The 25321-nt window shown below is 70.8% G+C and carries 25 protein-coding genes; 12 read left to right on the top strand and 13 right to left on the bottom strand.

Going from position 1 to position 25321, the window contains the following annotated elements; genetic code table 11:
• Window positions 1–56 precede the first annotated feature (56 nt).
• The gene (locus EV284_RS18330) at window positions 57–239 is read left to right on the top strand and encodes a hypothetical protein (RefSeq protein WP_130335435.1); all 183 of its coding nucleotides are present in this window, start codon (window positions 57–59) and stop codon (window positions 237–239) included.
• A gap of 27 nt (window positions 240–266) precedes the next feature.
• Here the strand turns inward: EV284_RS18330 and EV284_RS18335 are convergent, their stop codons facing one another.
• Entirely contained in the window at window positions 267–1127 is an 861-nt protein-coding gene (locus EV284_RS18335) for a hypothetical protein (RefSeq protein WP_130335437.1), read from the bottom strand.
• Window positions 1128–1267: 140 nt separating this feature from the next.
• Window positions 1268–1564, bottom strand: a complete 297-nt coding sequence (locus EV284_RS18340) for a hypothetical protein (protein WP_130335440.1) — start codon at window positions 1562–1564, stop codon at window positions 1268–1270.
• A 95-nt stretch (window positions 1565–1659) separates the two neighbouring features.
• On the opposite strand from EV284_RS18340, the gene EV284_RS18345 reads away from it, so the two are divergent.
• Window positions 1660–2559: an oxygenase MpaB family protein gene (locus tag EV284_RS18345; RefSeq protein ID WP_130335442.1), complete on the top strand. Its 900-nt coding sequence runs from the start codon at window positions 1660–1662 to the stop codon at window positions 2557–2559.
• Between the two features lie 26 nt (window positions 2560–2585).
• Here EV284_RS18345 and EV284_RS18350 read toward each other — a convergent pair whose 3' ends face one another.
• Entirely contained in the window at window positions 2586–3185 is a 600-nt protein-coding gene (locus tag EV284_RS18350) for a class I SAM-dependent methyltransferase (RefSeq protein WP_130335444.1), read from the bottom strand.
• A gap of 173 nt (window positions 3186–3358) precedes the next feature.
• On the opposite strand from EV284_RS18350, the gene EV284_RS18355 reads away from it, so the two are divergent.
• From EV284_RS18355 to EV284_RS18375, 5 genes are all read left to right on the top strand, one after another.
• Window positions 3359–4132: an MHYT domain-containing protein gene (locus EV284_RS18355; RefSeq protein WP_130335446.1), complete on the top strand. Its 774-nt coding sequence runs from the start codon at window positions 3359–3361 to the stop codon at window positions 4130–4132.
• A 48-nt stretch (window positions 4133–4180) separates the two neighbouring features.
• Window positions 4181–6694, top strand: a complete 2514-nt coding sequence (locus EV284_RS18360; protein WP_130335448.1) for a nitrate- and nitrite sensing domain-containing protein — start codon at window positions 4181–4183, stop codon at window positions 6692–6694.
• Window positions 6691–7128: a roadblock/LC7 domain-containing protein gene (locus EV284_RS18365; RefSeq protein ID WP_130335450.1), complete on the top strand. Its 438-nt coding sequence runs from the start codon at window positions 6691–6693 to the stop codon at window positions 7126–7128. The genes EV284_RS18360 and EV284_RS18365 overlap by 4 nt, the downstream gene beginning before the upstream one ends.
• 18 nt (window positions 7129–7146) lie before the next feature.
• On the top strand, window positions 7147–7560 hold the full coding sequence (locus EV284_RS18370; protein WP_130335452.1) for a DUF742 domain-containing protein: 414 nt from the start codon (window positions 7147–7149) through the stop codon (window positions 7558–7560).
• A 190-nt stretch (window positions 7561–7750) separates the two neighbouring features.
• On the top strand, window positions 7751–8353 hold the full coding sequence (locus EV284_RS18375) for an ATP/GTP-binding protein (RefSeq protein WP_130335454.1): 603 nt from the start codon (window positions 7751–7753) through the stop codon (window positions 8351–8353).
• Window positions 8354–8360: 7 nt separating this feature from the next.
• Here the strand turns inward: EV284_RS18375 and EV284_RS18380 are convergent, their stop codons facing one another.
• The gene (locus tag EV284_RS18380) at window positions 8361–8789 is read right to left on the bottom strand and encodes a PPOX class F420-dependent oxidoreductase (protein WP_130335456.1); all 429 of its coding nucleotides are present in this window, start codon (window positions 8787–8789) and stop codon (window positions 8361–8363) included.
• A gap of 92 nt (window positions 8790–8881) precedes the next feature.
• On the opposite strand from EV284_RS18380, the gene EV284_RS18385 reads away from it, so the two are divergent.
• Window positions 8882–9295 carry a roadblock/LC7 domain-containing protein gene (locus tag EV284_RS18385; protein ID WP_030803533.1) on the top strand — a complete coding sequence of 138 codons (414 nt, stop codon included), beginning with the start codon at window positions 8882–8884 and terminating at the stop codon, window positions 9293–9295.
• Between the two features lie 126 nt (window positions 9296–9421).
• Window positions 9422–10486: a DUF6397 family protein gene (locus tag EV284_RS18390; protein ID WP_242625719.1), complete on the top strand. Its 1065-nt coding sequence runs from the start codon at window positions 9422–9424 to the stop codon at window positions 10484–10486.
• Here EV284_RS18390 and EV284_RS18395 read toward each other — a convergent pair.
• Window positions 10473–11339 (bottom strand): acyl-CoA thioesterase II, encoded by an 867-nt coding sequence (locus tag EV284_RS18395; protein WP_130335461.1) that lies wholly within the window; start codon window positions 11337–11339, stop codon window positions 10473–10475. The two genes, EV284_RS18390 and EV284_RS18395, sit on opposite strands and share 14 nt — an antisense overlap.
• Before the next feature lie 19 nt (window positions 11340–11358).
• Window positions 11359–13872 (bottom strand): DEAD/DEAH box helicase, encoded by a 2514-nt coding sequence (locus EV284_RS18400; RefSeq protein WP_165425574.1) that lies wholly within the window; start codon window positions 13870–13872, stop codon window positions 11359–11361.
• A 145-nt stretch (window positions 13873–14017) separates the two neighbouring features.
• Here EV284_RS18400 and EV284_RS18405 point away from each other — a divergent pair, with 145 nt between their 5' ends.
• Window positions 14018–14812 carry a metal-dependent hydrolase gene (locus tag EV284_RS18405; protein WP_130335466.1) on the top strand — a complete coding sequence of 265 codons (795 nt, stop codon included), beginning with the start codon at window positions 14018–14020 and terminating at the stop codon, window positions 14810–14812.
• Between the two features lie 17 nt (window positions 14813–14829).
• Here the strand turns inward: EV284_RS18405 and EV284_RS18410 are convergent, their stop codons facing one another.
• From EV284_RS18410 to EV284_RS18430, 5 genes are all read right to left on the bottom strand, one after another.
• The gene (locus tag EV284_RS18410) at window positions 14830–15093 is read right to left on the bottom strand and encodes a type B 50S ribosomal protein L31 (RefSeq protein WP_130335468.1); all 264 of its coding nucleotides are present in this window, start codon (window positions 15091–15093) and stop codon (window positions 14830–14832) included.
• Between the two features lie 42 nt (window positions 15094–15135).
• A complete protein-coding gene (locus EV284_RS18415) occupies window positions 15136–15606 on the bottom strand; it encodes a DUF5709 domain-containing protein (protein ID WP_130335470.1) in 471 nt (156 codons plus the stop codon).
• A 243-nt stretch (window positions 15607–15849) separates the two neighbouring features.
• Window positions 15850–17631 (bottom strand): ABC transporter ATP-binding protein, encoded by a 1782-nt coding sequence (locus EV284_RS18420; protein WP_130335473.1) that lies wholly within the window; start codon window positions 17629–17631, stop codon window positions 15850–15852.
• Window positions 17628–19499, bottom strand: a complete 1872-nt coding sequence (locus EV284_RS18425; protein ID WP_130336418.1) for an ABC transporter ATP-binding protein — start codon at window positions 19497–19499, stop codon at window positions 17628–17630. Before EV284_RS18425 ends, EV284_RS18420 begins: the two co-directional genes overlap by 4 nt.
• 208 nt (window positions 19500–19707) lie before the next feature.
• A complete protein-coding gene (locus EV284_RS18430; protein WP_130335475.1) occupies window positions 19708–20154 on the bottom strand; it encodes a MarR family transcriptional regulator in 447 nt (148 codons plus the stop codon).
• A gap of 115 nt (window positions 20155–20269) precedes the next feature.
• Here EV284_RS18430 and EV284_RS18435 point away from each other — a divergent pair, with 115 nt between their 5' ends.
• Complete coding sequence (locus tag EV284_RS18435; RefSeq protein ID WP_130335477.1) at window positions 20270–22072, top strand: ABC transporter ATP-binding protein; 1803 nt, start codon at window positions 20270–20272, stop codon at window positions 22070–22072.
• An 82-nt stretch (window positions 22073–22154) separates the two neighbouring features.
• The gene (gene mltG, locus EV284_RS18440) at window positions 22155–23033 is read left to right on the top strand and encodes an endolytic transglycosylase MltG (protein WP_130335479.1); all 879 of its coding nucleotides are present in this window, start codon (window positions 22155–22157) and stop codon (window positions 23031–23033) included.
• Window positions 23034–23072: 39 nt separating this feature from the next.
• Here mltG and EV284_RS18445 read toward each other — a convergent pair whose 3' ends face one another.
• Both EV284_RS18445 and EV284_RS18450 read right to left on the bottom strand, forming a co-directional pair.
• A complete protein-coding gene (locus tag EV284_RS18445; protein WP_130335481.1) occupies window positions 23073–24230 on the bottom strand; it encodes an LLM class flavin-dependent oxidoreductase in 1158 nt (385 codons plus the stop codon).
• 16 nt (window positions 24231–24246) lie between these two features.
• Window positions 24247–25260 carry an ABC transporter substrate-binding protein gene (locus tag EV284_RS18450; RefSeq protein WP_130335483.1) on the bottom strand — a complete coding sequence of 338 codons (1014 nt, stop codon included), beginning with the start codon at window positions 25258–25260 and terminating at the stop codon, window positions 24247–24249.
• Window positions 25261–25321 lie beyond the last annotated feature (61 nt).

The following is a 25321-nucleotide window of genomic DNA, read 5'->3' on the forward strand; positions in this document are numbered from 1 at the left end:
GGGACCGTTTCCCATGCAGAGAGCGGCAGTGGGTCGTGACGTAGGAGGCGGAGTTCATGTCGAGAAACACGAAGATCGCCGTGGGTGGCGTGGCGGTCGGGCTGATCCTGCTGATCTGGCTGCCCTGGTGGGTGGCGCTTCTGATCATCGTGGGCGTGCCCGCCGCCGCGTACCTGACACTGGACCCTTCGCAGCGGCGCAGGCTGCGCCGGGTGGCACGCAAGGAGATAGGCCGCTGACGCCTTCGGGCGGCGCTTCGCACGGGGTCACAGTGGGCGTACGGCGATCTTGTCGAGCCCTTCCAGGAGGCCGGGCAGTTCCGGCCCCCGTCCCACCGGGATGACCTGGCCCGGCTCCGTGTCGAGCAGGATGAACGCGATGTCGTCGGTGCGGGCCACGATCGACCACCCGGGACCGTCGGCCCGCAGAGTGCGCGCGTCTCCGGGGGCGAACGACGAGCGCACGCGTCCGAGGGGCGGCGGGGCGTCGATGTAGGCGCGCGCCTCCGCCAGTACCTGACGGACGCCGGGGCGGCCCGGCCCGGCGGCGCCTTCCGGCTCGGTCTCCGATGCCGCTCCGGCCTCCGGATCGGATGGCTCGATGGCCGAATCCTGCTTCGGCAGGACATCGGCGTCATCGAGCCGGCCGCGCCACTCGGCCCACTGGAGCGCTATCTCGTCGGCGCCGAGGCGTCGCTGGGCCGGCCCCCAGGTGCTGGTGTCGGGTGGAGCGAGAGGAGGGGCGTCCGTGGCCTCGGTGTCCGGGTCGTGCGGGGCCGGTACATCGGAAGCCGCGACTGCGAGCGCCAGGGGCCAGCCGGGCAGGGCCGCCACCAGCGTGCGCTCGTCGGGCGACAACTCGTACTCCATGCCGCAGTCCCAGGAAGCTATCGCCACCGCGACCAAGGACACGTCGTCGATGACGGCCGTCCACCGGGCTCCGTCTCCGTCCTGCCCGAGAACCAGACCGTACCCCTCGTCGAGCGGCGTGAGACCCAGCGCGGCGCAGGCCGCCGGATAGTCGTCACCGAGCACGCTCGGGAACTGCGCCGGTGTCAGCAGCACCGCCGTCAACACGTAGAGCGCCTCGTCCGCGGCAGCCACGGGTGCATCGTCCGACCCGGCCATCCCAGCCTCCCCAGTGGTTCGTCCGTCGGCGCGCACCCTAGTGCGCGGGGGAGAGGCTTGTCACGAGTCCGCGCATCGGGCGGAGCTGCGGTTTTGCTGCCGGACGGGGGCGAAACACCCCTTGGCCGGCGAGAGTCTCCTCAGTCCGCCGGCAGGCCCAGCAGATCCCGGGCCACCGCCCGAGGGGTCGTGGAACGCTCACGGGCGAGTGCGACCACCGCGCGGCTCGCCAACTCGCCCACACCGAAGGAGAGTGCTTCTGGAGACACCCACGAAGACGCCTCATCGACTCCGTCCTGGTCGTCCCGCGCGCGGGCCGCCACATAGGCAGCCGCGGCCTCGAAAAGGTTGTGCGCCCGCGGCCTGGGCCCGGTGACTGCCTCCCCGCGCGCGGAAGGACCCAGCCTGGCGACGTACTTGCGGATCATGTCAAACACGCGAACCACCTCTCCCCGGCCCGGGGCTCGCTCCTCACACATGTCTCGTTACTCAAAGTAGAGTTGGAACTTCCGCGGCAGAAGGGGACCTGACGGTGAAACGCTTCGAGCGACTCGACCGGATCCGGCGGATGGATCCGGTCACCGACGCCCCGGAGATCTACCGGCTCAGCGCCGCGTTCGAATTCCCCTGGGACTACACACGAGCGTTGGAACTGGCCCTCTACCGCACCTATGCCGTCCCCAGCATCGGCCGGCTGCTCGCCGATACGGCGGAGCTGACCGAGCGCTCACAGCGGCGGTACGACGACACCGCCCTGCTGCTGGACGCCGTCATGGAGCACGGCTTCGACGCGGTGGAAGGCCGTACCGCGATCCGGCGCATCAACCAGATGCACCGCAGCTACGACATCAGTGACGACGACATGCGCTACGTGCTCTCGACCTTCGTCGTCATGCCCAGACGCTGGATCGACACCTATGGCTGGCGGCGGCTGTCCCGGCACGAGATCGTCGCCACCACCGAGTACTACCGCACCCTCGGGCGCCACATGGGCATCCCCGACATCCCGGAGACGTTCGAGGAGTTCGAGTCTCTCCTCGACGCCTACGAGAGGGACCGATTCGCCTGGGACCAACGGTCCCGGCAGGTGTCCGACGCGACGCTCGACCTCATGACGTCCTGGTATCCACGTCCGCTCGCACCGCTGTTGCGTACGGTGACGCTCGCCCTCCTGGACGAGCCTTTGCTGCGCGCCTTCCGCTACGAGGCGCCGGGCGCGACCGCCACCTCCCTGGTGCGCCGTGCCGTGCAGGCCCGCGGACGGCTGGTCAGGCTGCTGCCGCCCCGCCGTGCCCCTCACTTCGCCCGCCAGAACTGGGAGATCAAGAGCTACCCGAACGGCTATCGCACCGCCGACCTGGGCACCCGCCCGGTGCCGGGAGCGGGCGGCTGCCCGGTGAGGCAGGTGAAGTCGACCGGCGCGGTGGACTGAGGCGAGCAGCGGCGGTCGGTCCTCTTTCAGGGCTCGCGGACCGCCAGCGCGAGGAAGTGGCCGGGCTCGTCGGCGTAGGAGGTCATGCGCCAGCCGGAACGCGCCAGGAGAGGACCGAGGTTGGGCTCGGCGCGCAAGTCCTCCGGCGTCAGTTGCCTGCCCTGGCGGGCGGCCAACGCGGCCCGCCCGATGGGGTGGAACAGCGCCAGCGTGCCACCGGGCCGCACCACGCGCGCCAGTTCGCGCAGGTTCTCACTCGGCTCGGGGAGGTGGGCGATCAGACCCGCCGCGAAGACGGCGTCAAGAGTTCCCGTCCGCAAGGGAAGGGCGGTGACGTCGGCGAGCAGCAGGGCTCCCTCCCGACCTCGCCCAGCCTGCGAGGCGACCTCAAGCATGGCCGAGGTGAGATCGGCCCCGATCACCGTCCCGGACGACCCCACGGCGGCACGCAGCGGCGGCAGCGCGCGGCCCGTGCCGCAGCCCGCGTCGAGCACCCGGTCGCCCTCGCTCAGCCCCATCGCGGACACCGCGGCCGCATAGGCGGGCCCGTCGTCGGGAAACCGGCTGTCCCAGTCAGCCGCCCGCGCGGCGAAGAACTCCTGGACGTGCGTGTGGTCGTCACTCATACTCCGATGATCTCTCACCACCCCCGTTGACGCCGCACGCACGTGGACCGGCCGCGATGTGGTCCTTTCACCGCAACTCCACGTCATGTTCGGACACCCGCTGTGTCATGTTGTGACAGCTTTCGAAATGCGCCCCCTGTGTACGCCCCAGCCCCGGCTAGCGTCCGTGGGCCATGGGACACCTTGACCACGCGGCCTTCGGCTGGCTGACTCCCGCGCTCTCGTATGCGATGGCCTGCATCGGCGCCGCACTCGGCCTGCGCTGTACCGTGCGCGCGCTGGCGACGACCGGCCGGGCCCGCCGCAACTGGCTGATCACGGCCGCCTCGGCGATCGGGACCGGCATCTGGACCATGCACTTCGTGGCGATGCTCGGCTTTCGCGTCAGCGGCACCGACATCCGCTACGACGTGCCGCTGACGATCCTGAGCCTCGTCGTCGCCATGGTCGTCGTGTGCGCGGGCGTCTTCGCGGTCGGCTACAGCAAGGACCGCAACCGCGCCCTGCTGGTCGGCGGCCTCACCACGGGCCTCGGCGTCGCCAGCATGCACTACCTGGGCATGGCCGCCGTCCGGCTGCACGGGGACGTGAGCTACGACCCCGTGCTCGTCGGGCTGTCGATCGTGATCGCGGTGGTCGCGGCGACGGCCGCGCTCTGGGCGGCCCTGAACATCAAGTCCCCGCTCGCCGTCACCTTCGCCTCCCTGGTCATGGGGCTGGCCGTCAGCAGCATGCACTACAGCGGCATGTTCGCGGTGAGCATCCAGGTCGACCCCTCCGGCGCGACCCTGCCGGGCGCCACGGCCATGCAGTTCATCTTCCCGCTCGCCGTGGGCCTCGGCTCCTACCTCTTCATCACCTCGGCCTTCGTCGCCCTCTCGCCCTCGGCGGACGAGCGCCAGGCGTCCGCCACCGCTCAACGGCCCGTCGAGGGCGCCGCCCGCTAGCCAGAGCCCAGCCCGAGAGCCCCGACCCACTGCCCGAGCGAGGAGGCCATGCGCCCACCCCGTAGCACCCCGAAGGCCGGACCACCGGCGCAGTCCCCGACCCCGCTGCGCGGCCGGCGCGCACACGCCGGGCCTCCGGCCGACGAGGACCCCGAGGCGTACCTCGACATGGCGCCGGACTACGCGCCGCCGCGTCCGAGCCGCCGGCACATGCGCCCCCGGACCGTGCGCGCCAAAGTGGTCTGCCTCCTGATGGTGCCGGTGGTCTCGCTCCTCGCCCTGTGGGCGTACGCCACCGTGACCACCGCTCAGGAGGTGTCCAGGCTGCGCCAGTCCCAGCGGGTCGACGCCGAGCTGCGGACGCCCGTCGCGGTCGCCGTCGGCGCGCTGCAGGCCGAACGCGCCGCGGCCGTGAGGTACGCCGCCGAACCGAACACGGCCCGCGGAAACGATGTGCGCGGTCTCGCGGCCACCACCGACCGGGCGGTGGCGAAGCTGCGACTCGGCGACGACAGCACCGTCGCCGCCGGCCAGCAGCTTCCTGCGGGAGTCGGCAGCCGCATGCAGACCTTCGTGGACGATGTCGGGCAGCTCCGCTCGCTGCGGACCGCCGTACTCGGCCGCGAGGCGGACTGGGCCACAGCGTACGACCGGTACTCCAAGACCATCGACGCCGCGTTCGCCGTGGACGGAGCCCTCTCCGGCATCCAGCGGGCCGACGTCGGCTCCGACGCGCGCGTACTGCTCGAGTTCTCCCGCGCCGCCGAAGCGCTGTCCCAGGAGAACGCCGTCCTCGGCAGCACGGGCCCGGACGACACCCTCCGGGGCCGACGAGCCCTGCTGCTGGACGGCGCCGTCGCCAATCGGCGCGCCCTCACCCAGGTCGCCGTCGCCGACCTGCCGGCCGCCCAGCGAGCGGCCTGGAACCGTCTTGCCCACGGCAGCGCCTACTTCGCCCTCACTGCCACTGAGGACCGTGTCCTCGCGGCCGGCTCCGGCGCCAAGGCGGTCGACACGGAGCCGGGTTCGGCCTGGGCCGGCGCCCACGCACGCGTGCGGGCCGACATGGCAGCCATCGCGGCGGACACGAGCCGGGCGGTCGCGGGCCGCGCCGACCCCTTCACGCACGGCGTGCTGAGCCCGGCCGGCGCCGCCGTGCTCTTCGGCCTGGCCGCGGTCGTCGCCTCGCTCGTGATCTCGGTCCGCATCGGACGCGCTCTCGTCGTCGAGCTGGTGAGTCTGCGCAATGACGCTCTGGAGATCGCCCGCCGTAAACTCCCGGCGGCCATGCGGAAACTCCGGGCAGGTGCGGAGATCGACATCCGGGCCGAGGCGCCCGCCGGACCGCCCGCCGAGGACGAGACCGGGCAGGTGGCGGAGGCCCTGACGACGGTGCACCGGGCCGCCCTGCACGCCGCTGTCGAACGCGCCGAACTCGCCAGCGGCATTTCCGGGGTCTTCGTCAACCTGGCCCGCCGCAGCCAGGTACTGGTCCACCGACAGCTCAGTCTGCTGGACAGCATGGAGCGCCGCTCCGACGATCCGGACGAGCTGAGCGATCTGTTCCGGCTCGACCACCTGACCACGCGCATGCGACGCCACGCCGAAAGTCTGATCATCCTCTCCGGGGCGGCACCCGGCCGGGCCTGGCGCATGCCGGTGTCCCTGACCAACGTCGTCCGCGCGGCCGTCTCCGAGATCGAGGACTACGCGCGCGTAGAGGTCCGTCAGCTCCCCGAAGCGGCCGTCATCGGCGCTGCCGTGGCCGACCTCACGCATCTGCTCGCGGAACTGGTCGAGAACGCGGCCCAGTTCTCGCCGCCCCACACGCGCGTGCGTGTGTCCGGCGAACCGGTCGGCAACGGCTATGTCCTCGAGGTCGAGGACCGGGGCCTCGGCATGAGCGGCGAGACGCTCGTGGAGGCCAACCGGCGCATCGAGCAGTCCGAGACCCTCGACCTCTTCGACAGCGACCGCCTCGGCCTCTTCGTCGTCAGCAGACTCGCGGCCCGCCAGGGCATCAAGGTGCACCTGCGCACGTCCCCCTACGGCGGCACCACCGCGGTCGTGCTGCTGCCAACCGCCCTGGTCCATCAAGGGATTCCGGAGGAGCCCGCCGAGGCACCCCCAGCCCCTCAGGAACCGGAACCCGAGTACGCGCGCGTGCCCGAGGCACCCGCCCCGGCCGCGGTGACCACCCAGACCGAGCGACCCGCCCTGGTCGCCACCGTGCCACCGCCCGCCGAACCCGCCCCGGCCACACCGCCTCCCGGAGTCAGCACCTTGAGGCCCCACCGCCCGTCCACCGACTCCGAGTCCTCGGACGACCTTCCGCGCCGCGTGCGCCAGGCCAGCCTCGCGCCCCAGCTCCGCAAGGAGCGCCCCGCCGAACCGGCAGCGGAACCCGACCCACCCGACGACGAGGGACGCACCCCGGAAGTCGTGCGGGACCGCATGGCGGCCTACCGCGACGGCTGGGTACGCGGCGGCGGACGCCGTCCCGGCCGCGTCGCACCGTCGCCCGCAATGGGCGGCGACAGCACCGAAGGAGAACCCGCATGATCCAGGAGCCGAACACGACCGCGCACCAGCGATCCGGCGAACTCGACTGGCTCCTGGACGACCTGGTCAGGCGAGTGGGCGAAGTGCGCCACGCCGTAGTGCTCTCCAACGACGGCCTCGCGGTCGGCGCCTCCACCGGCCTCGGCCGTGACGACGCCGAACACCTGGCCGCCGTGGCCTCCGGATTCAACAGCCTGGCCAAGGGCACCGGACGCCACTTCGGCGCGGGTGGTGTGCGCCAGACCATGGTGGAACTGGACGACGCCTTCCTCTTCGTGGTCTCCGCCGGCGACGGCTCCTGCCTCGCCGTCCTCACGGCCGCGACCGCCGACATCGGCCTGGTCGCCTACGAGATGGCACGCCTGGTCAGACGCGTGGGTGAACACCTCTACGCGGCACCGCGGGTCGCCTCACGGCCGCCCGCGGCAGGCTGACCGGGAAGGCCGAGAAGGATGACCGAGAACCCGCCGGGCGACCTCCACGACGAGGGCAGCCAGTGGTACGACGGCGAGGCCGGACCCTTGGTGCGCCCCTACGCCATGACCGGCGGACGCACCCAGCCCGGCCCGACCGGGGTGCCCTTCGACCTCATCGCCCTGGTCACCCTCGACCCCGCCGCGCCGGGCATGGACGGCGACAGCGCGCTGGGCCCGGAGCACCGGGCCCTGATCGAGCTGTGCCGCACCGAGACGCAGTCGGTCGCGGAACTCGCGGCCGACGCCGACCTGCCCGTGGGCGTGGTCCGCGTGCTCCTGGGCGACCTGCTGGAACTGGGCTGCGTCACCGTCAGCCGCCCGGTGCCGCCCGCGCATCTGCCGGACGAGCGGATTCTGCGCGAGGTCATCGAAGGGTTGCGGGCCCTGTAGATGAACGTTCACGACCGACCCGGCGCCTCTTCGGCCGCCGTTCCGCACGCTACCGGAGGTCAGTCAGCCGGAAGTCGGTCACATCTGGTGCTTTTCAGTCCGAACCCCCGAGGCGGTGTCGAAGTTGTCATGATGCTGACCTCACGCCCGAGCACGTCGACCGCAGCCGGCCCTCCCGAGAGAAGTGATCATGGCCTCTGAGCACGTCGAAGCCGCCGACGACATCTCCGCCCTGGCGCTGAAGATACTGGTGGCGGGGGGATTCGGCGTCGGCAAGACCACGCTGGTCGGCTCCGTCAGCGAGATCCGGCCGCTGCGCACCGAGGAACTGCTCAGCGAAGCGGGTCAGCTGGTCGACGACACCGACGGCCTGGACCACAAGGTCACCACCACCGTGGCGATGGACTTCGGCCGGATCACCATCCGTTCCGGTCTCGCCCTCTACCTGTTCGGGACGCCGGGACAGGACCGCTTCTGGTTCATCTGGGACGAACTCTCCCAAGGAGCCCTCGGAGCCGTGGTGCTCGCCGACACCCGCCGCCTGGAGGACTGCTTTCCGGCGGTCGACTACTTCGAGCACCGGCGCATCCCGTTCGTCGTCGCCGTCAACTGCTTCCCCGGCGCGCGCCCCTACGGCGCCCAGGACGTCTCGCGCGCCCTCGACCTGGACCAGGGAACGCCCGTGGTGCTCTGCGACGCCCGTGACCGCGACTCCGGCAAGGAGGTACTGATCCGCCTCGTCGAGTACGCCGGGCGCATGCACACCGCCCGGCTTCTCGACTCGGTGAGCTGAGGCCGCCTCAGTCCGCGAGGTCCTGCACGGCCACCACGTGGTCGATGTGCACCCTCACCAGCAGCTCACCCGGAACGCCGTTGCGGGCGCCGAACTCCTCGGCGCGCTCCTCGCCCATGTACCGCGCGGCGATCCGGGTGGCCCACCGGCGGATCTCGTCCAGATCCTCGGACAACCGGGCCTGTCCGTTCAGCACCACGAACGAGAACGGCGGCCGGTCGTCGTCCACGCAGAGCGCGACCCTCGGGTCACGGGCGAGATTGCGCCCTTTCACTGTCTCCTCACCGGTGTTGAAGACCAGCTCGTCACCGTCGAGCAGGAACCAGATCGGGGCGATATGAGGGCTTCCATCGGCCCTTACGGTCGCCAGCTTGCCGGTCCGGGTGCCGTAGGAGACGAACGCCCGCCATTCCTCGTCGGTCATCTTGTGTGCCATGAGCCCATCCTGCTTGCCCGGACGCCGGAGGTGGGGAAGGCTTGCGGAAAGCTCCTCCAGCCAGGGGGAGAGGCCACACGGGGAGAACGAACATGGCGCAGAACCAGGGACTGGGCTGGCTCCTGGACGATCTCACCCAGCGCGTGGACCACGTGCGGCACGCGCTGGTGCTCTCGAACGACGGACTGGTCACCGGGGCGAGCACCGGACTACGGCGAGAGGACGCGGAGCATCTGGCGGCCGTCTCCTCCGGACTGCACAGCCTGGCGAAGGGCTCGGGGCGCCACTTCGGTGCGGGCCGCGTCCGGCAGACCATGATCGAGTACGACGACGCCGTACTGTTCGTCACCGCTGCCGGACCCAGCAGTTGCCTGTGCCTGCTCAGTGGTGCGGAGGCGGACATCGGCCAGATCGCCTACGAGATGACGCTGCTGGTGAACCGGGTCGGCGAACACCTCGGAGTGAACGCCCGGCAGCCCGAACACTCTCCGGTGTCCGAGCTCTGACCTTCGAATTCACGGGAGTGCGGAAGGTTATCCACAGGCCCGGCACGGAGTGCGCGGATGTGGCTACGGTGTGTGCACGGCGAACGCACAGGACGTGAGCCGACCACTCCACGGGGGAGCAGAGCCATGCCGGGAACCACCATCGCATCCGTGACCACACTGACCCCCGAGCGCCCCGCGCTCTGCGCACCGAGCCGCGCGGCCCGGGAACTGGGCCTCAAGCGCTACGAGTTCGACCTGGCCGTCGAGCTGGGCCGCATCCGCGTCGTGTCCGATGAGGGAAGCGGCACCCGACGGGTCGCTCGGACCGAGATCGCCCGCCTCCAGGCGCAGGCCGGCTTTCCCCAGACGCTCCGCGAGCGAGTGCGCGTCGTGGGCACCAAGGAGGGCGCCTCACTCATGGGCGTATCCGAAGGCAGGTTCGCCAGGCTCGCCCGACTGGGGCTGCTGGTGCCGATCCGGTTCTATCTCAACCGGTACCGAGCCGTGGTCTGGCTGTATCCGGCCGAGGAACTGCGGGAGTTCGTGGCGAACGGCGAGCACGCCGGTCTGATCACGGGCAGGACACCCGAGACACTCAGGAGCCAGTTGACGGCGGGCCTCGACCTGCGCCCGAGGAACTGGCGGGGACGGCGCCTCGGCTTTCTGTTGCGTCAGGCCGAGGACCCATGGGCGCGAGCCGCAGCCATCGCCACCTTCCTGCCGAGCGAGAAGATCGCGGAGATCGTCAGAATCCCTTATGAACGGGCCCGGTTGGACCGCCTGAGGCCGGCCCTGCCCGAGCACGGCGCCCCTGGATCACCCTCCGCGCTCCTCGGTGAGCAGATCATGACCGCGCAGGACACGGACGAGATCGCCTGGCTGAGCGCGGACCTGGCGCGGCAGTTGGAGGCGACGCGCGCACCTTGGTCCGCATCGTCACCCGCGCCGGGCCCGCAGGACCATGCCGTGCGACGGCCGCGTGTACGACGAGCGCCCCCCTTGCCAGTACCGCGACCGTCCGCCCCGGCAGCACCGGTCGACATCGCCACGGCGCGGGCATGCCCCGACATCCCGGTCGCCCCGCCGCGGCCACGAAGCCACCACCGGCCCGGGGCCCACGGACCGCACCCGCCTCGAGGGCTGCTGACCTGGCTGCGTCGCAGAAACCCCCGGAGCGCCCCGGCCGGCGATCACCCTAGAGGGACCTGAACAGGCCCTCCTGGACGACCGACACGAGCAGTTGCCCGTGCACGTCGTAGATGCGCCCACGGGCCAGGCCGCGGCCGCCGATGGCGATCGGGGACTCCTGGTCGTACAGGAACCACTCGTCGGCGCGGAACGGACGGTGGAACCACATGGCGTGGTCCAGCGAGGCCATGTCGAAGTTCCGCTGACCCCACAGCGGCTCGACCGGGATGCGGACCGCGTCGAGCAGGGTCATGTCGCTCGCGTAGGTCAGCGCGCAGGTGTGCACCAGAGGGTCGTCGCCGAGCGGACCGACCGCGCGCATCCACACCGCGCTGCGCGGCTCGGCACCGTCGATGTCGTCGGCGTTCCAGCGCAGCCGGTCGACGTAACGGATGTCGAAGGGCTGGCGGCGCGCCATCAGCTCGAGCTGCTCGGGAAGCGCGCCCAGATGCTTCCGGATCTCCTCGGCCACCGGCGGCAACGACTCAGGGTCCGGCACCACACGGGCGGGCGGGAGCTGGTGCTCGAACGGTCCTTCCTCGGGCTTGTGAAAGGAGGCGGTCAGATTGAAGATCGTGCGGCCCTGCTGCACGGCCGTGACCCGGCGTGTGGTGAACGAGCGTCCGTCACGGACCCGCTCCACCTGGTACACGATCGGCACGCCCGGCCGGCCCGGACGGAGGAAGTACGCGTGCAGCGAGTGCACGGGACGGTCGCCTTCCGTGGTGCGCCCCGCGGCGACCAGCGCCTGGCCCGCCACCTGCCCGCCGAAGACCCTCTGGAGGGACTCCTGCGGGCTGCGGCCGCGGAAGATGTTGACCTCGATCTGCTCCAGGTCGAGCAGATCGACCAGGCTCTCGGCCGGATTCGTCATCGGTGGGTTTCTCCTGTGCTCACAACTGACCGACATCGGTGACACGGATGACCGCACGGCCTTCCGCGTCGGATGCGGCGAGATCGACTTCCGCGCTGATGCCCCAGTCGTGGTCACCATTCGGGTCGTCGAAGATCTGACGGACGCGCCACAGCTTGTCCTGCGGCTCCTCCTTGATCACCAGCAGCTTGGGGCCGCGGGCGTCGGGGCCGGTGCCGAGGTCCTCGTACTCGTCCCAGTACTTGTCCATGGCCTCGCCCCACGCGTCCGCGTCCCAGCCGGAATCGGCGTCAAGCTCGCCGAGCTCGTCGACCTGGTCGAGGGCGGCCAGCTCCACGCGGCGGAAGAGAGCGTTGCGGACCAGCACGCGGAAGGCGCGGGCGTTGGTGGTGACCGGCTTCACCTCGTCGGCCTTCTCCTGAGCCTCCTCGGCGGTCATCACCTCCGGGTTGGCGAGCTGCTCCCACTCGTCCAGGAGGCTGGAGTCGACCTGGCGGACCATCTCACCGAGCCACTCGATGAGGTCCTGGAGGTCTTCGGACTTCAGGTCGTCCGGGATGGTGTGGTCGAGGGTCTTGTAGGCGCCGGCGAGGTAGCGCAGCACGATTCCCTCGGTACGGGCCAGCTCGTAGAGCGAGACCAGCTCGGTGAAGGACAGGGCGCGCTCGTACATGTCGCGGACGACCGACTTCGGCGACAGCGGGTGGTCGCCGACCCAGGGGTGGCTCTTGCGGTAGGTGTCGTAGGCGTGGAAGAGCAGCTCCTCCAGCGGCTTGGGGTAGCTGATGTCCTGGAGCCGCTCCATGCGCTCCTCGTACTCGACACCGTCCGCCTTCATCAGGGCCACGGCCTCACCGCGCGCCTTGTTCTGCTGGGCGGCGAGGATCTGACGGGGGTCGTCGAGAGTGGACTCGACGACGGACACCATGTCGAGGGCGTAGGACGGCGACTCGGGGTCGAGGAGTTCGAAGGCCGCGAGCGCGAAGGTGGACAGCGGCTGGTTGAGCGCGAAGTCCTGCTGGAGATCCACCGTGAGACGGACGATGCGGCCCTCGGCGTCCGGCTTGTCGAGCTTCTCCACGATGCCGCCGTCCAGCAGCGAGCGGTAGATGGCGATCGCGCGGCGGATGTGCCGGAGCTGCTGCTTGCGCGGCTCGTGGTTGTCCTCCAGCAGATGGCGCATCGCCTCGAAGGCGTTGCCCGGCCGGGCGATCACCGACAGCAGCATGGTGTGCGTCACGCGGAACCGCGAGGTCAGCGGCTCGGGCTCGGAGGCGATCAGCTTCTCGAAGGTGTTCTCCGTCCAGCCGACGAAGCCCTCGGGGGCCTTCTTGCGCACCACCTTGCGGCGCTTCTTCGCGTCGTCCCCCGCCTTGGCGAGGGCCTTCTCGTTCTCGATGACGTGCTCGGGGGCCTGCGCGACGACGAGTCCGGCGGTGTCGAAGCCGGCGCGGCCGGCCCGTCCCGCGATCTGGTGGAACTCGCGGGCCCGCAGCGTGCGCACCCGGTTGCCGTCGTACTTGGTCAGGGCGGTGAACAGCACGGTACGGATGGGCACGTTGACGCCGACGCCGAGCGTGTCCGTACCGCAGATGACCTTCAGCAGACCGGCCTGGGCCAGCTTCTCCACCAGGCGCCGGTACTTGGGCAGCATGCCGGCGTGGTGGACGCCGATGCCGTGCCGTACGTATCGGGAGAGGTTCTGGCCGAATTTGGTGGTGAAGCGGAAGTTGCCGATCAGCTCGGCGATCCGGTCCTTCTCCTCACGGGTGCACATGTTGATGCTCATCAGCGCCTGCGCGCGCTCCACGGCCTGCGCCTGTGTGAAGTGCACGATGTACACCGGCGCCTGCCGGGTCTCCAGCAGCTCGGTGAGCGTCTCGGTGAGGGGGGTGAGCCGGTACTCGTAGGAGAGCGGGACCGGGCGGGTGGCCGAACGGACGACGGCGGTGGGGCGCCCGGTGCGGCGGGTGAGGTCCTTCTCGAAGAAGGACACGTCACCGAGCGTGGCCGACATCAGGATGAACTGTGCCTGGGGCAGCTCCAGCAGCGGAATCTGCCAGGCCCACCCCCGGTCGCCCTCCGCGTAGAAGTGGAACTCGTCCATCACCACCTGGCCGATGTCCGCGTCCTTGCCGTCCCGCAGCGCGATGGACGCCAGCACCTCGGCCGTGCAGCAGATCACGGGCGCGTCGGCGTTCACGGAGGCGTCGCCGGTCAGCATGCCCACGTTCTCGGTGCCGAAGATCTTGCACAGTTCGAAGAACTTCTCCGACACCAGCGCCTTGATCGGAGCGGTGTAGAAGGTGACCTCGTCGCGGGCCAGCGCCGCGAAGTGCGCGCCGGCGGCGATCATGCTCTTGCCGGAACCGGTGGGCGTCGAGACGATCACGTTCGCCCCGGAAACCACCTCGATCAGCGCCTCTTCCTGGTGGGGATAGAGGGTGAGGCCGCGCTCCTGGGCCCACGACTCGAAGTTTTCGTACAGGGCGTCGGGGTCGGCGGTCCGCGGGAGCTGATCGATGAGGGTCACGCCCCCATCTTGCCTGCCCATGCCGTCAACCGGGGAATCGGCTGCGAGCGTCAAGATCATGGAGGCTACGCTGTGTCGCCGGCGGATCATCAGCACCGCAGGTCAACTGGACAGCGGCACACGAGGAATGGGGCGGGACGCGGCCATGATGGGACCAGCACACTCACTGTCGGGGGCCGCGGCCTGGCTCGGTGTCGGAGCGGCGGCCGCCGCCTTCGGGTACCCGATGCCCTGGCCGGTCCTGCTGGTGGGCGCCCTGGTCTGTGCGGGTGCCGCGCTCGCCCCCGATCTGGACCACAAGGCGGCCACCATCTCGCGGGCCTTCGGACCGGTGTCCCGCTGGATCTGCGAGATCGTCGACAAGCTGTCGTACGCCGTCTACAAGGCCACCCGGAAGCCGGGCGACGCGCGGCGCACGGGCGGGCACCGCACGCTCACGCACACCTGGCTGTGGGCGGTCCTGATCGGTGTGGGCAGTTCTGCCGTGGCGATCACCTGTGGCCGCTGGGGCGTCCTGGCCATCCTGTTCGTGCACATGGTGCTGGCCATCGAGGGCCTGCTGTGGCGAGCGGCTCGTGGTTCCAGCAGCGATGTGCTGGTCTGGCTGCTCGCGGCCACCAGCGCCTGGATTCTGGCAGGGATGCTGGACAAGCCCGGCCAGGGCGCCGACTGGCTGTTCAGCGAGCCGGGCCAGGCGTACATGTGGCTGGGTCTGCCGGTCGTGCTGGGCGCCCTGGTCCACGACATCGGGGACGCCCTGACCGTCTCCGGCTGCCCCGTTCTGTGGCCCATCCCGGTCGGCCGCAAGCGCTGGTACCCGCTCGGGCCCCCGAAGGTGCTGCGTTTCCGGGCGGGGAGCTGGGTCGAGCTGCGGGTGCTGATGCCCGTGTTCATGGTGCTCGGCGGCGTGGGCGGCGCGGCGGCGCTCAACTTCATCTGAGGGCCCGGACGAGTTCGTCAGGCGCTCTCGTCCGGACGCTGCCCACCGTACCGGCGTTCGAACCGGTCGATGCGGCCTTCGGTGTCCAGCGTCCGGGCCTTGCCGGTGTAGAAGGGGTGGCTCTCCGAGGAGATCTCCACATCGACCACCGGGTAGGTCTCGCCGTCGTCCCACTCGATGGTCTGCTCGCTGCTCGCGGTGGACCGGGTGAGGAAGGCGTAGCCCGCCGAGCGGTCGCGGAAGACGACCGGGCGGTACGCGGGCTGCTTGTCCTGCTGCATGGCGGCTCCTCGCACGAGTGGGTGGGGCGGGAGGCTTCCGGATCAGCCGGGAAGGGGGTTCTCGTCGACGATGTGGACGGCGGCCTCCTCGGCGGAGGCGGCGGCGCCGTCGATGCCCACATCCGTGGCCACGAGCGCGCTCTCGTCGTCCTCGTGCACGCCCTCGTCGGGAGCGACCAGACGGCCGGAACGTCGGAGGCCGACCTCGTTGTCGAGCAGTTCGCCGTCACTGCTCTCGCAGTCGCCGAGGCCGTCGCCGTCGGCGGGGGCCGAATCGGGCAGCTCCTCGGCGAGCCGCTGGTCGAGCGTTTCGCCGGCCGCGCGTTCCGCCGCAGTCACCCCGACGTGCTCGACCGCCCAGGGCCGCTCGGGAGGGGACCAGCCCCGGTCGAGGGGATCTTCGACACCGTCGTCGTCCAACGTGTCCTCGACGTCGAGCACCCCCGAGTCCTCCGGGATCTCGTCGGGGTCGGGCTGGTAGACGTCGTCACCCCATCCGTCGGCGCTGTTCACGTGGACCTCCATCCGGTAAGCACGACCCGACGCCGTGAGGACGGGCGCGGGCCCATCGGCACACACGGCCCTGTTGTCCCCGGAAACGGCCGGGAAAACGTCCCCCGGACTCCGGGCCCGGTGCCTTCATCCAGCCTTCCACCCCTGTTCGGGACCGCGCAACGCCAACGCCGGGCAACGGGGGAGTGGCGGCCGCTTGCCGGCCGCGCCACCCGGGTCCGCCTCATCCCGGTGGGCCGCCTCTCACCCGTGCCAGGAACGCCAGAGCGCCGCGTAGGCTCCGTCTGCCGCGACCAGCTCGTCATGGCTGCCCAGCTCGCTGATGCGGCCGTTCTCGACGACCGCGATCACATCGGCGTCATGCGCGGTGTGCAGGCGGTGGGCGATGGCGATCACCGTGCGCCCGTCGAGGACACGGGACAGCGAACGCTCCAGGTGGCGGGCGGCACGCGGATCGAGGAGCGAGGTCGCCTCGTCCAGCACCAGTGTGTGCGGGTCGGCCAGCACCAGCCTGGCGAGCGCGATCTGCTGGGCCTGCGCCGGGGTCAGCGGCAGACCGCCGGAACCGACCTCGGTGTCCAGTCCCGTGTCCAGCGCACGCGCCCAGGTGTCCGCGTCGACCGCGCCCAGTGCCGCCCACAGCTCCGCGTCGCGTGCCTCGGTGCGGGCCAGCAGAAGGTTGTCGCGCAGGGAGCCGACGAAGACGTGGTGCTCCTGGTTGACGAGGGCGACGTGCGAACGGACGCGTTCGGCCGGCATCCCGGACAGCTCGGCGCCGCCCAGAGTGACATGGCCGTCCCGAGGCGCGTACACACCGGCGAGCAGCCTGCCCAGCGTGGACTTGCCCGCGCCCGAGGGGCCGACCAGCGCCAGCCGGGTGCCCGGCGCGACCCGAAGGGATACCTCGCGCAGCACGTCGACGCCCTCGCGGTAGCCGAAGTACACCCGGCCGGCGTCCACGTCCCGTCCGTCAGGCACCAGCGACGCGTCACCGGCGTCCGGCTCGATGTCCCGTACCCCGACGAGCCGGGCCAGCGACACCTGGGCGACCTGCACCTCGTCGTACCAGCGCAGGATGAGGTTGATCGGGTCGACCAGCATCTGGGCGATCAGCGCGCCCGTGGTGAGCTGCCCCACGTCCATCCAGCCCCGCAGGACGAGGACACCGCCGACCATGAGGACGGAACCCAGCACGATGATGTGCACGGCGTTGATCACGGGGAACAACACCGAGCGCAGCCAGAGTGTGTACTGCTCCCAGGCGGTCCACTCTTTGATTCGCCGGTCCGAGAGAGCGACGCGGCGGGCGCCGAGGCGGTGGGCCTCCACGGTGCGCCCGGCGTCCACGGTCTCGGCGAGCGAGGCGGCGACGGCCGCGTATCCGGCGGCCTCCGAGCGGTAGCCGGAGGGGGCGCGCTTGAAGTACCAGCGGCACCCGGCCACCAGCACCGGCACCGCGAGCAGGACGGCGGCCGCGAGCGGCGGGGCCGTGACGACGAGGCCGCCGAGCAGCAGAAGCGCCCACACGACACCGATTGCGAGCTCGGGAACGGCCTCCCGCATGGCGTTGGAGAGACGGTCGATGTCGGTCGTGATGCGGGAGAGCAGATCGCCCGTCCCGGCTCGTTCCAGCACACCCGGTGGCAGCCGGACCGAACGGACGAGGAAGTCCTCGCGCAGATCGGCCAGCATCCGCTCCCCGAGCATCGTGCCGCGCAGCCGCACTTGCAGCGTGAAGAGCGCCTGCACGGTCGACGCGAGCACGAAGAGACCGACGGTCGGTCCGAGTCGAAGATCGGAAGCCTGGTCGGCGACACGCTCGACCAGGCCGCCGAGCAGGTACGGACCCACCATGGAGGCGACGACCGCGACGGTGTTGACGCCGATGAGGAGCAGGAAGGACCGGCGGTGGCGGCGGAACAGCTCCGACACGTAGTCGCGCACGGTCGACGCCGCGCCGACGGGCAGGGTGGTGGCGGTCGTCGGGGCCGCCGGGTCGTAGGCCGGTGGCGCTACGCCGATCATGCGCTCTCCTCGATCTCTTCGAGCGGTTCGAGAGCGCCCGGGACAGGGGCTCCGTCGCACGGGTCCGGGCGTTTCGGCGGGGGAGGCGGGGCCGGGGTTCCCACGGCGCCCGACTCGCGCTGCTCCTCCTCGGTCTCGCGCGTCACGACGGCGCGGTACCGGGGTTCGGTGCCGATCAGCTCGCGGTGCCTCCCGGTCGCCGCGACCTCGCCCTCGTGGAGGAAGACGACCTCATCGGCGCGGTCCAGCAGCAGCGGTGAGGAGGTGAGGACCACGGTCGTACGGCCTGAGCGCAGTCGGCGCAGCCCGTCAGCGATCCTCGCCTCGGTGTGCGAGTCCACGGCGGAGGTCGGTTCGTCCAGGACGAGGACTTCCGGATCGGCGACGAGGGAGCGGGCCAGGGCGAGACGCTGGCGCTGGCCGCCGGACAGGGAGCGTCCGCGCTCCGTGATCCGCGCGTCCATCGGGTCGGACGCGTCCAGAGACCCTTGCACCAGGGCCTCCAGCACGTCCGCGCACTGGGCGGCCGCCAGGGCGTCCCCGGCGCGGACGGTGCCGGAAGCGGGTACGTCGAGGAGTTCGCGCAGGGTGCCGGACAGCAGCACCGGGTCCTTGTCCTGGACCAGGACGGCGGTGCGGGCCTGGTCGAGGGGAAGCTCGTCCAACGGCACGCCGCCGAGCAGGACCGACAGGCCGGGCTCGGGGGCGTGGCCGCCCAGGCGATCCGCGAGGCGCCCTGCCATGTCGGGGTCGCCGCACACCACTGCGGTGAACCCGTGCGTGGGGACGCGCAACCCGGTAGCCGGGTCGAACAGGTCGCCACCCGGCAGCTCGGTCGCGCGCTCGGTCGCGCGCGAGCCCTCGGTGTCCGTGAGGCGTTCCAAGGACAGCACCCGCGCGGCCCGTTGGGCGGAGGGCCGGGAGAAGGAGTACGCCATGGCGATCTCGACGAAGTGCCGCAGCGGATAATTCACGATCATGACCGCGCTGTAGACGGTGACCAGCTCACCGACCGTGATCCGGCCCTCGCGGGCCAGCTGGACGCCGCGCAGGACGACCACGATCAACAGCAGGCCCGGCAGCAGCACTTGGAGGGCCGAGATGGCCGACCACATCCGGGCGCTGCGCACGGCGGCGTGGCGTACCTCCTGCGAGGCGCGGCGGTAGCGGTCGAGGAACAGGTCCTCGCCACCGATGCCCCGCAGTACCCGCAGCCCGGCCACGGTGTCCGATGCCAGTTCGGTCGCGCGACCGCCCTTCTCACGCTGGACGTCGGCGCGGCTGGTGGCCTTGGGCAGCAGCGGAAGTACCGCGAGCGCGACCACCGGCAGGCCCACGGCGACGACCACGCCGAGCGCCGGCTGGTAGGCCAGCAGCGCGACGCAGACCACCACGACCGTCAGCGCGGCCGCGGTGAAGCGGGACACCGCCTCGACGAACCACCCGAGTTTCTCCACGTCCCCCGTGGAGACGGTGACCACTTCGCCGGCCGCGACCCGTCGGGTCAGTGCGGAACCGAGGTAGGCGGCCTTGCGCGCCAAGAGTTGCTGGAGGCGCGCGGCCGCCGTGATCCAGTTGGTGACGGCGGCGCGGTGCAGGAAGGTGTCGCCCACCGCGATCGCGGTTCCGCACAGCAGCATCAGAGCGCCCGTCAGGGCGAGTCGGCGCGCGGACCGATCGACGGCGGCCTGAACGGCCAGGCCGACGCAGAAGGGCAGGGCGCAGACCGAGGCGAAGTGGAGCAGGCCCCACAGCAGTGCCCTGCACTGGCCGCCCAACTGGTTGCGGCCGAGCCACCACAGCAGACGGGGGCCGGACCGCGCGTCGGGTACGCCTGGATCTACGTAAGGAAGGTCTTGGATCTGCATGGCGTCCCAGTGGCTCGTGTCAGGGAAGGGCATGCTGCGGCGACACCCGGAGGCGGCGGCAAGCCGTGAAAGGTTCGCCTTGCGCGGAGGTGAATTTCAAACGGTTTTTCCGGAGTGGCACGGCCCCCACCGGGTTCCGGCCACGTGCCGCCGCCCCGCTACGCCCGGTCCGGCGGTGGGCGGACGGCGGGGGAGCCGGGCGGAGGGTTCACCGCTTCGGGATGTCGCCGTCGACCAGGGTGTCCAGCAGGACACCGAGCACCTGCCGCTCCTTCTCGGTCAGCGGGGCGAGGATCTCCTCGGCCGCGGAACGGCGTGCTCCGTGCAGTTCGCCCAGGGTGGCGCGCCCCTCGTCCGTGAGCTCGATCCGGGTGACCCTGCGGTTTGAGGGGTCCGGCACCCGGCGGACCTTGCCGTGCGCTTCCAGGCCGTCGACCAGGGTCGTCACCGCACGGGGCACGACTTCGAGGCGCTGGGCGAGGTCGGCCATGCGCGGCGGGGAGTCGTAGTGCGCGAGGGTGCGCAGCAGGCGGGACTGGGCGGGAGTGACGCCGAGATCACGCCATTCGAGGTGGCGCTTCTGGATGCGGTGCACCCGGCGGGTCAGCCGCAGCAACTGCTCGGCGAGCACGCCCTCGGGATCTGGGGTCGACATGGGGGAACAATATCAGGACGCCGTTCATTGTGAGTACAGGTAACAGTGAGCTATGCTCAATGAGTCAGAGTCGGCCGTCCGTCGGTCCGGCCCTTCTCGCTTTCCTAGGAGTCCTTTGAACCCCGAACGAGAAACGCCCTGGACGCCGCCACCCGACACCGGGGAGCAACCCCGGCAGGTGCGCCGCATCCTCAGACTCTTCCGTCCCTACCGTGGCCGGCTCGCCGTCGTCGGCCTGCTGGTCGGTGCCTCGTCGCTGGTCTCGGTGGCCACACCCTTCCTCCTGCGCGAGATCCTCGACGTCGCGATCCCGCAGGGCCGTACCGGGCTGCTGAGCCTGCTCGCGCTCGGCATGATCCTGAGCGCGGTCCTCTCCAGCGTCTTCGGCGTCCTCCAGACGCTGATCTCGACCACTGTCGGCCAGCGCGTCATGCACGACCTGCGCACCGCCGTCTACGGCCGCCTCCAGCGGATGTCCCTCGCCTTCTTCACCCGCACCCGTACGGGTGAGGTGCAGTCCCGCATCGCCAACGACATCGGCGGGATGCAGGCGACCGTCACCTCCACCGCCACCTCTCTCGTCTCCAACACCACCAGTGTGGTCGCCACGATCGTGGCGATGGTCGCCCTCGACTGGCGGCTCACACTCGTCTCGCTGGTCCTCCTCCCGGTGTTCGTGTGGATCAGCCGCCGGGTCGGGGACGAGCGTAAGAAGATCACCACCCGACGGCAGAAACAGATGGCCGTCATGGCCGCCACCGTCACCGAGTCGCTCTCGGTCAGCGGCATCCTGCTCGGCCGCACCATGGGCCGCTCCGACTCGCTGACCGCCGGCTTCGCCGAGGAGTCCGAGCGTCTGGTCGACCTGGAGGTCAGGGCGAGCATGGCCGGCCGCTGGCGTATGGCTGTGATCACCATCGTCATGGCGGCGATGCCCGCGTTCATCTACTGGGCCGCGGGTCTGGCTCTCCAGTTCGGCGGTCCCGAGGTCTCGCTGGGCACGCTGGTCGCCTTCGTCTCGCTGCAGCAGGGCTTGTTCCGCCCCGCTGTGAGCCTGCTGTCCACCGGTGTCCAGGTCCAGACGTCCCTCGCGCTCTTCCAGCGCATCTTCGAGTACCTCGATTTGCCGATAGACATCACCGAGCGCGAGGACCCCGTCCATCTCGACGAGGTCAAGGGCGAGGTCCGCTTCGAGGGGGTCGAGTTCCGGTACGACGACAAGAGCGGCCCTGTCCTCGACGGCATCGACCTCATCGTGCCCGCCGGGGGGAGTCTCGCCGTGGTGGGGCCGACCGGTGCCGGCAAGTCGACGTTCGGCTGCCTGGTGCCCCGGCTGTACGACGTCACCGGCGGCCGCGTCACCGTGGACGGGGTGGACGTCCGCGACCTCGACTTCGACACCCTCGCCCGCGCGGTCGGCGTCGTCGCGCAGGAGACCTACCTCTTCCATGCCTCCGTCGCCGACAACCTCCGCTTCGCCAAGCCCGACGCCACCGACGACGAACTGCACACGGCCGCCCGCGCAGCCCAGATCCACGACCACATCACCGCCCTGCCGGACGGATACGACACGATCGTCGGCGAACGGGGACACCGGTTCTCCGGTGGGGAGAAGCAGCGTCTGGCCATCGCCCGCACCATCCTGCGCGACCCGCCCGTCCTCATCCTCGACGAGGCGACCAGCGCCCTCGACACCCGCACGGAGGCGGCGGTCCAGGGCGCGATCGACGCCCTGTCGGCCGACCGGACCACGATCACCATCGCCCACCGGCTCTCGACCGTCCGGGACGCCGACCAGATAGCCGTCCTCGACTCCGGCCGGGTCGCCGAACTGGGCACGCACGACGAACTGCTGGAGCGCGACGGACGGTACGCGGCGCTGGTGCGCCGGGACGCTCAACTCGAACCGAGCAACTGACGTGCCGTCATGACGGGCGATCAGGAGTCGACAAGCTGAAGATATGTCGGGTTTACGGTCATATGCGTATTACCGTGCCCGCATGCAGACGAAGACTCGGTCACGGAGCATGATGCGGCTGACGCGCCGGGGCAGGCTCGCCCTCGTCGGGGTCGGCGCCGTTCTGGCCGGCACCGCCGTGGTGGTGCCGCTGAGCCTGGGCGGATTCGGGGACGACGAGCCCACCACCCTGGTCATCCCGGAGGGCTGGCGCGCGAGCCAGATCTACGACGCGATCGACAAGGCGCTCGCCTTGCCGCCCGGCAGCGCCCGCAAGACCGTCGCCAAGGCGGGGCTCAAGCTGGAGTCCGCCGCCGACGGCAACCCGGAGGGCTACCTCTTCCCGGCGACCTACACCCTCACCGACGACACCACCGCCGAATCGCTGCTCCGACAGATGGTCGAGACGGCCAACCGAAGGTTCAACGGCGCACCGGTCGCGGCCGGAGCGCAGCGGAACGCGATGAACGTCTACGAGGCGGTCACCGTCGCGAGCATCGTGCAGGCCGAGGCGGCCACCCAGAGCGACATGGGGAAGGTGGCCCGCGTCGTCTTCAACCGGCTGGAGCGCGGGATGCCGCTCCAGATGGACTCGACCCTCAACTACGCCCTGAAGCGCAACACCATTCACACCAGCATCGACGACACCCGGATCGAGAGCCCGTACAACTCCTACCAGCGCATGGGGCTGCCGCCGACGCCGATCGACAACCCCGGCGAGGACGCGATGCGGGCGGTGACCAACCCGCCGAAGGGGGACTGGCTGTACTTCGTCACCGTCAAGCCCGGCGACACACGCTTCACCGCCGACTACACCCAGCACCTGCGGAACGTGGCCGACTTCAACGCCCAGCACAAGGCCGCGACCCGCTCGGGCACACCGTCCGGGAGCCACGATCCGGTCACCCGGCCGCCCCGGTGAGCGGCCGGGGCGGTCAGGGGTGAGCGCGGCCCGGAGGGCTCAGCGGCCGCGGGCGACCAGCAGCGGGGCCGGGCGCCCGGTGGCCCGGGACGCGGTGTCGGGGGACAGCAGCCCGCGGGCGGCCAGTTCGGGGATCACACCCTCGCCGAACCAGTACGCCTCCTCCAGGTGCGGATATCCAGAGAGCACGAAGTGCTCGACACCGAGGGCGTGGTACTCCTCGATCCGGTCGGCGACCTCCGCGTGGCTGCCGACCAGGGCGGTGCCCGCGCCACCCCGGACCAGTCCGACGCCCGCCCAGAGGTTGGGGTAGATCTCCAACTGGTCGCGGGAACCGCCGTGCAGTTCCAGCATTCGCCGCTGGCCGACCGACTCGCTGCGTCCCAGGGCCGCCTGGGCGGCGGCGATGGTGTCGGAGTCGAGGTCGTCGAGGAGCCGGTTCGCCGTCGACCAGGCTTCGGCGGAGGAGTCGCGGGAGATGGTGTGGAGCCGGATGCCGAACCGGACCGTGCGCCCCTCCCGCTCGGCCAGCGACCGAATCCAGTCGATCTTCTCCTTCACCTGGGCCGGCGGTTCGCCCCAGGTCAGGTACACGTCCGCGTGGCGGGCGGCCACCGGGCCGGCGGCCTGGGAGGAGCCGCCGAAGAAGATCTCCGGCACCGGGTCCGGCGGGAGGGAGGTGAGGCCGCCGTTCACGTCGTAGTGGACGCCGTGGAAGTCGTAGGGCTCGCCCTGCCAGACGCCGCGTACGACGGACAGGAACTCGTCGGTGCGTTCGTAGCGCCGGTCGTGGTCGAGGTGGTCGCCGAAGCGGCGCTGTTCGGCGGAGTCGCCGCCGGTGACGACGTTGAGCAGGAGCCTTCCCCGGGTGAGGCGCTGGTAGGTCGCGGCCATCTGGGCGGCCAGGGTGGGGGAGAGCAGGCCGGGCCGGAAGGCGACCAGGAACTTCAGGCGTTCGGTGTGCTGGGCCAGGGCCACCGTGGTCAGCCAGGCGTCCTCGCACCAGGTACCGGTCGGGGTGAGCACCGCCTCGAAGCCCAGTTGCTCGGCCGCCTTGGCTATCTGTGCCAGGTACTCGATGTCGGGGGTACGCAGGCCGCGGGTCTCCCGGCCGATGTTGGAGCCGTAGGCGTGCCGGTCGACGAGGGTGCGGCCGTCGCCGCCGGTCGGCAGGAACCAGTGGAGTCGTACGGTCATGAGGGGGCCTCCCGTGTCAGTTCTTGGCCGGAGTGGTGGACGGCGGCAGGTCGCCGTTGAAGCGCGGGTCGACGAAGTCGCCGAAGTCGACCTTCTTCGGGATGAGGTCCAGCTCGGTGAACGCGTCGGCGATCCGCTGCTCGGAGGTGATCAGAGGCTTGTCCACGGCGACGGCGACACGGGTGGCGTTGGTACGGCGTACGGAGGCGAGCGCCACGTCGTACGGCAGACCGGTGTCCTTCGCCCACACCTTGGCCCACTCCGCCTGATGGCCGTGCACCCAGTCCTGCGCGCGCCGCAGCCGCGCCAGGTAGTCCTTGACGGCGGCGGCCTTCTTGGAGTCCCGCAGCGCGGAGGGTGAGGCGACCTGGAAGGAGAGACCGTTGGTGACACCGTCACCGGTCGTGAGCACCCGGCCCCGCTTGCCCTGGAGCACCTGCGAGGTGTACGGGTCCCAGACCGCCCAGGCGTCGACCTTGCCGGAGTCGAACGCGGCCAGCGCGTCGGCCGGCTGGAGGTACTTGACCTTGATGTCCTTCAGGCGAAGCCCGGCGGCTTCGAGGGAGGCGAGCAGTTGGTAGTGGGCGGAGGAGCCCTGGGCGACGGCCACGGACTTGCCCTTGAGCTGCTTCGGGCTGGTCAGCTTGGAGTCGTCGCGGACGAGGACGGCGTCGCCCCGGGACGTACCGTGCCAGGCGGCCACCACCGAGATCCTGGAGCCGGCGCCCGCCGCGAAGACGGGCGGGGTGTTCCCGACGCCGCCGACGTCCACGGCCCCGGCGTTGACCGCCTCCAGCAGGGGCGGCCCGGAGGTGAAGGTCGACCACTTGATCCGGTAGTCGAGGTTCTTCAGCTCCCCGGCGGCCCGCAGGATGGCCTCGGAGCCGCCCTTCTGGTCGCCGACGGAGAGGGTCACGGAGCCGGAGCCGTCGGTCCGCGCGCCCGTGTCGGCGGCGGAGTCCCCACCGCAGGAGGTGAGCAGGAGGGCCAGCGGGAGGAGCAGTGCCGCGGGGACCAGGAGTCGTCGCATGAAGGGTCCGTTCATGGTGCGGAGGTCATGACGCGAGGGTCGGGGGAGAGGAAGCGTGCCG

The organism is Streptomyces sp. BK022, from assembly GCF_004217355.1.
GTDB lineage: Bacteria > Actinomycetota > Actinomycetes > Streptomycetales > Streptomycetaceae > Streptomyces > Streptomyces griseoluteus.

Coding starts and splice junctions, on each gene's coding strand:
- mltG (WP_130335479.1), top strand. CDS start 22,155: ATGCAGACGAAGACTCGGTCACGGAGCATGATGCGGCTGACGCGCCGG.
- EV284_RS18445 (WP_130335481.1), bottom strand. CDS start 24,230: ATGACCGTACGACTCCACTGGTTCCTGCCGACCGGCGGCGACGGCCGC.
- EV284_RS18395 (WP_130335461.1), bottom strand. CDS start 11,339: ATGACGAATCCGGCCGAGAGCCTGGTCGATCTGCTCGACCTGGAGCAG.
- EV284_RS18365 (WP_130335450.1), top strand. CDS start 6,691: ATGATCCAGGAGCCGAACACGACCGCGCACCAGCGATCCGGCGAACTC.
- EV284_RS18405 (WP_130335466.1), top strand. CDS start 14,018: ATGATGGGACCAGCACACTCACTGTCGGGGGCCGCGGCCTGGCTCGGT.
- EV284_RS18355 (WP_130335446.1), top strand. CDS start 3,359: ATGGGACACCTTGACCACGCGGCCTTCGGCTGGCTGACTCCCGCGCTC.
- EV284_RS18335 (WP_130335437.1), bottom strand. CDS start 1,127: ATGGCCGGGTCGGACGATGCACCCGTGGCTGCCGCGGACGAGGCGCTC.
- EV284_RS18390 (WP_242625719.1), top strand. CDS start 9,422: ATGCCGGGAACCACCATCGCATCCGTGACCACACTGACCCCCGAGCGC.
- EV284_RS18380 (WP_130335456.1), bottom strand. CDS start 8,789: ATGGCACACAAGATGACCGACGAGGAATGGCGGGCGTTCGTCTCCTAC.
- EV284_RS18370 (WP_130335452.1), top strand. CDS start 7,147: ATGACCGAGAACCCGCCGGGCGACCTCCACGACGAGGGCAGCCAGTGG.
- EV284_RS18330 (WP_130335435.1), top strand. CDS start 57: ATGTCGAGAAACACGAAGATCGCCGTGGGTGGCGTGGCGGTCGGGCTG.
- EV284_RS18360 (WP_130335448.1), top strand. CDS start 4,181: ATGCGCCCACCCCGTAGCACCCCGAAGGCCGGACCACCGGCGCAGTCC.
- EV284_RS18375 (WP_130335454.1), top strand. CDS start 7,751: ATGGCCTCTGAGCACGTCGAAGCCGCCGACGACATCTCCGCCCTGGCG.
- EV284_RS18430 (WP_130335475.1), bottom strand. CDS start 20,154: ATGTCGACCCCAGATCCCGAGGGCGTGCTCGCCGAGCAGTTGCTGCGG.
- EV284_RS18350 (WP_130335444.1), bottom strand. CDS start 3,185: ATGAGTGACGACCACACGCACGTCCAGGAGTTCTTCGCCGCGCGGGCG.
- EV284_RS18420 (WP_130335473.1), bottom strand. CDS start 17,631: ATGATCGGCGTAGCGCCACCGGCCTACGACCCGGCGGCCCCGACGACC.
- EV284_RS18425 (WP_130336418.1), bottom strand. CDS start 19,499: ATGCAGATCCAAGACCTTCCTTACGTAGATCCAGGCGTACCCGACGCG.
- EV284_RS18385 (WP_030803533.1), top strand. CDS start 8,882: ATGGCGCAGAACCAGGGACTGGGCTGGCTCCTGGACGATCTCACCCAG.
- EV284_RS18450 (WP_130335483.1), bottom strand. CDS start 25,260: ATGCGACGACTCCTGGTCCCCGCGGCACTGCTCCTCCCGCTGGCCCTC.
- EV284_RS18410 (WP_130335468.1), bottom strand. CDS start 15,093: ATGCAGCAGGACAAGCAGCCCGCGTACCGCCCGGTCGTCTTCCGCGAC.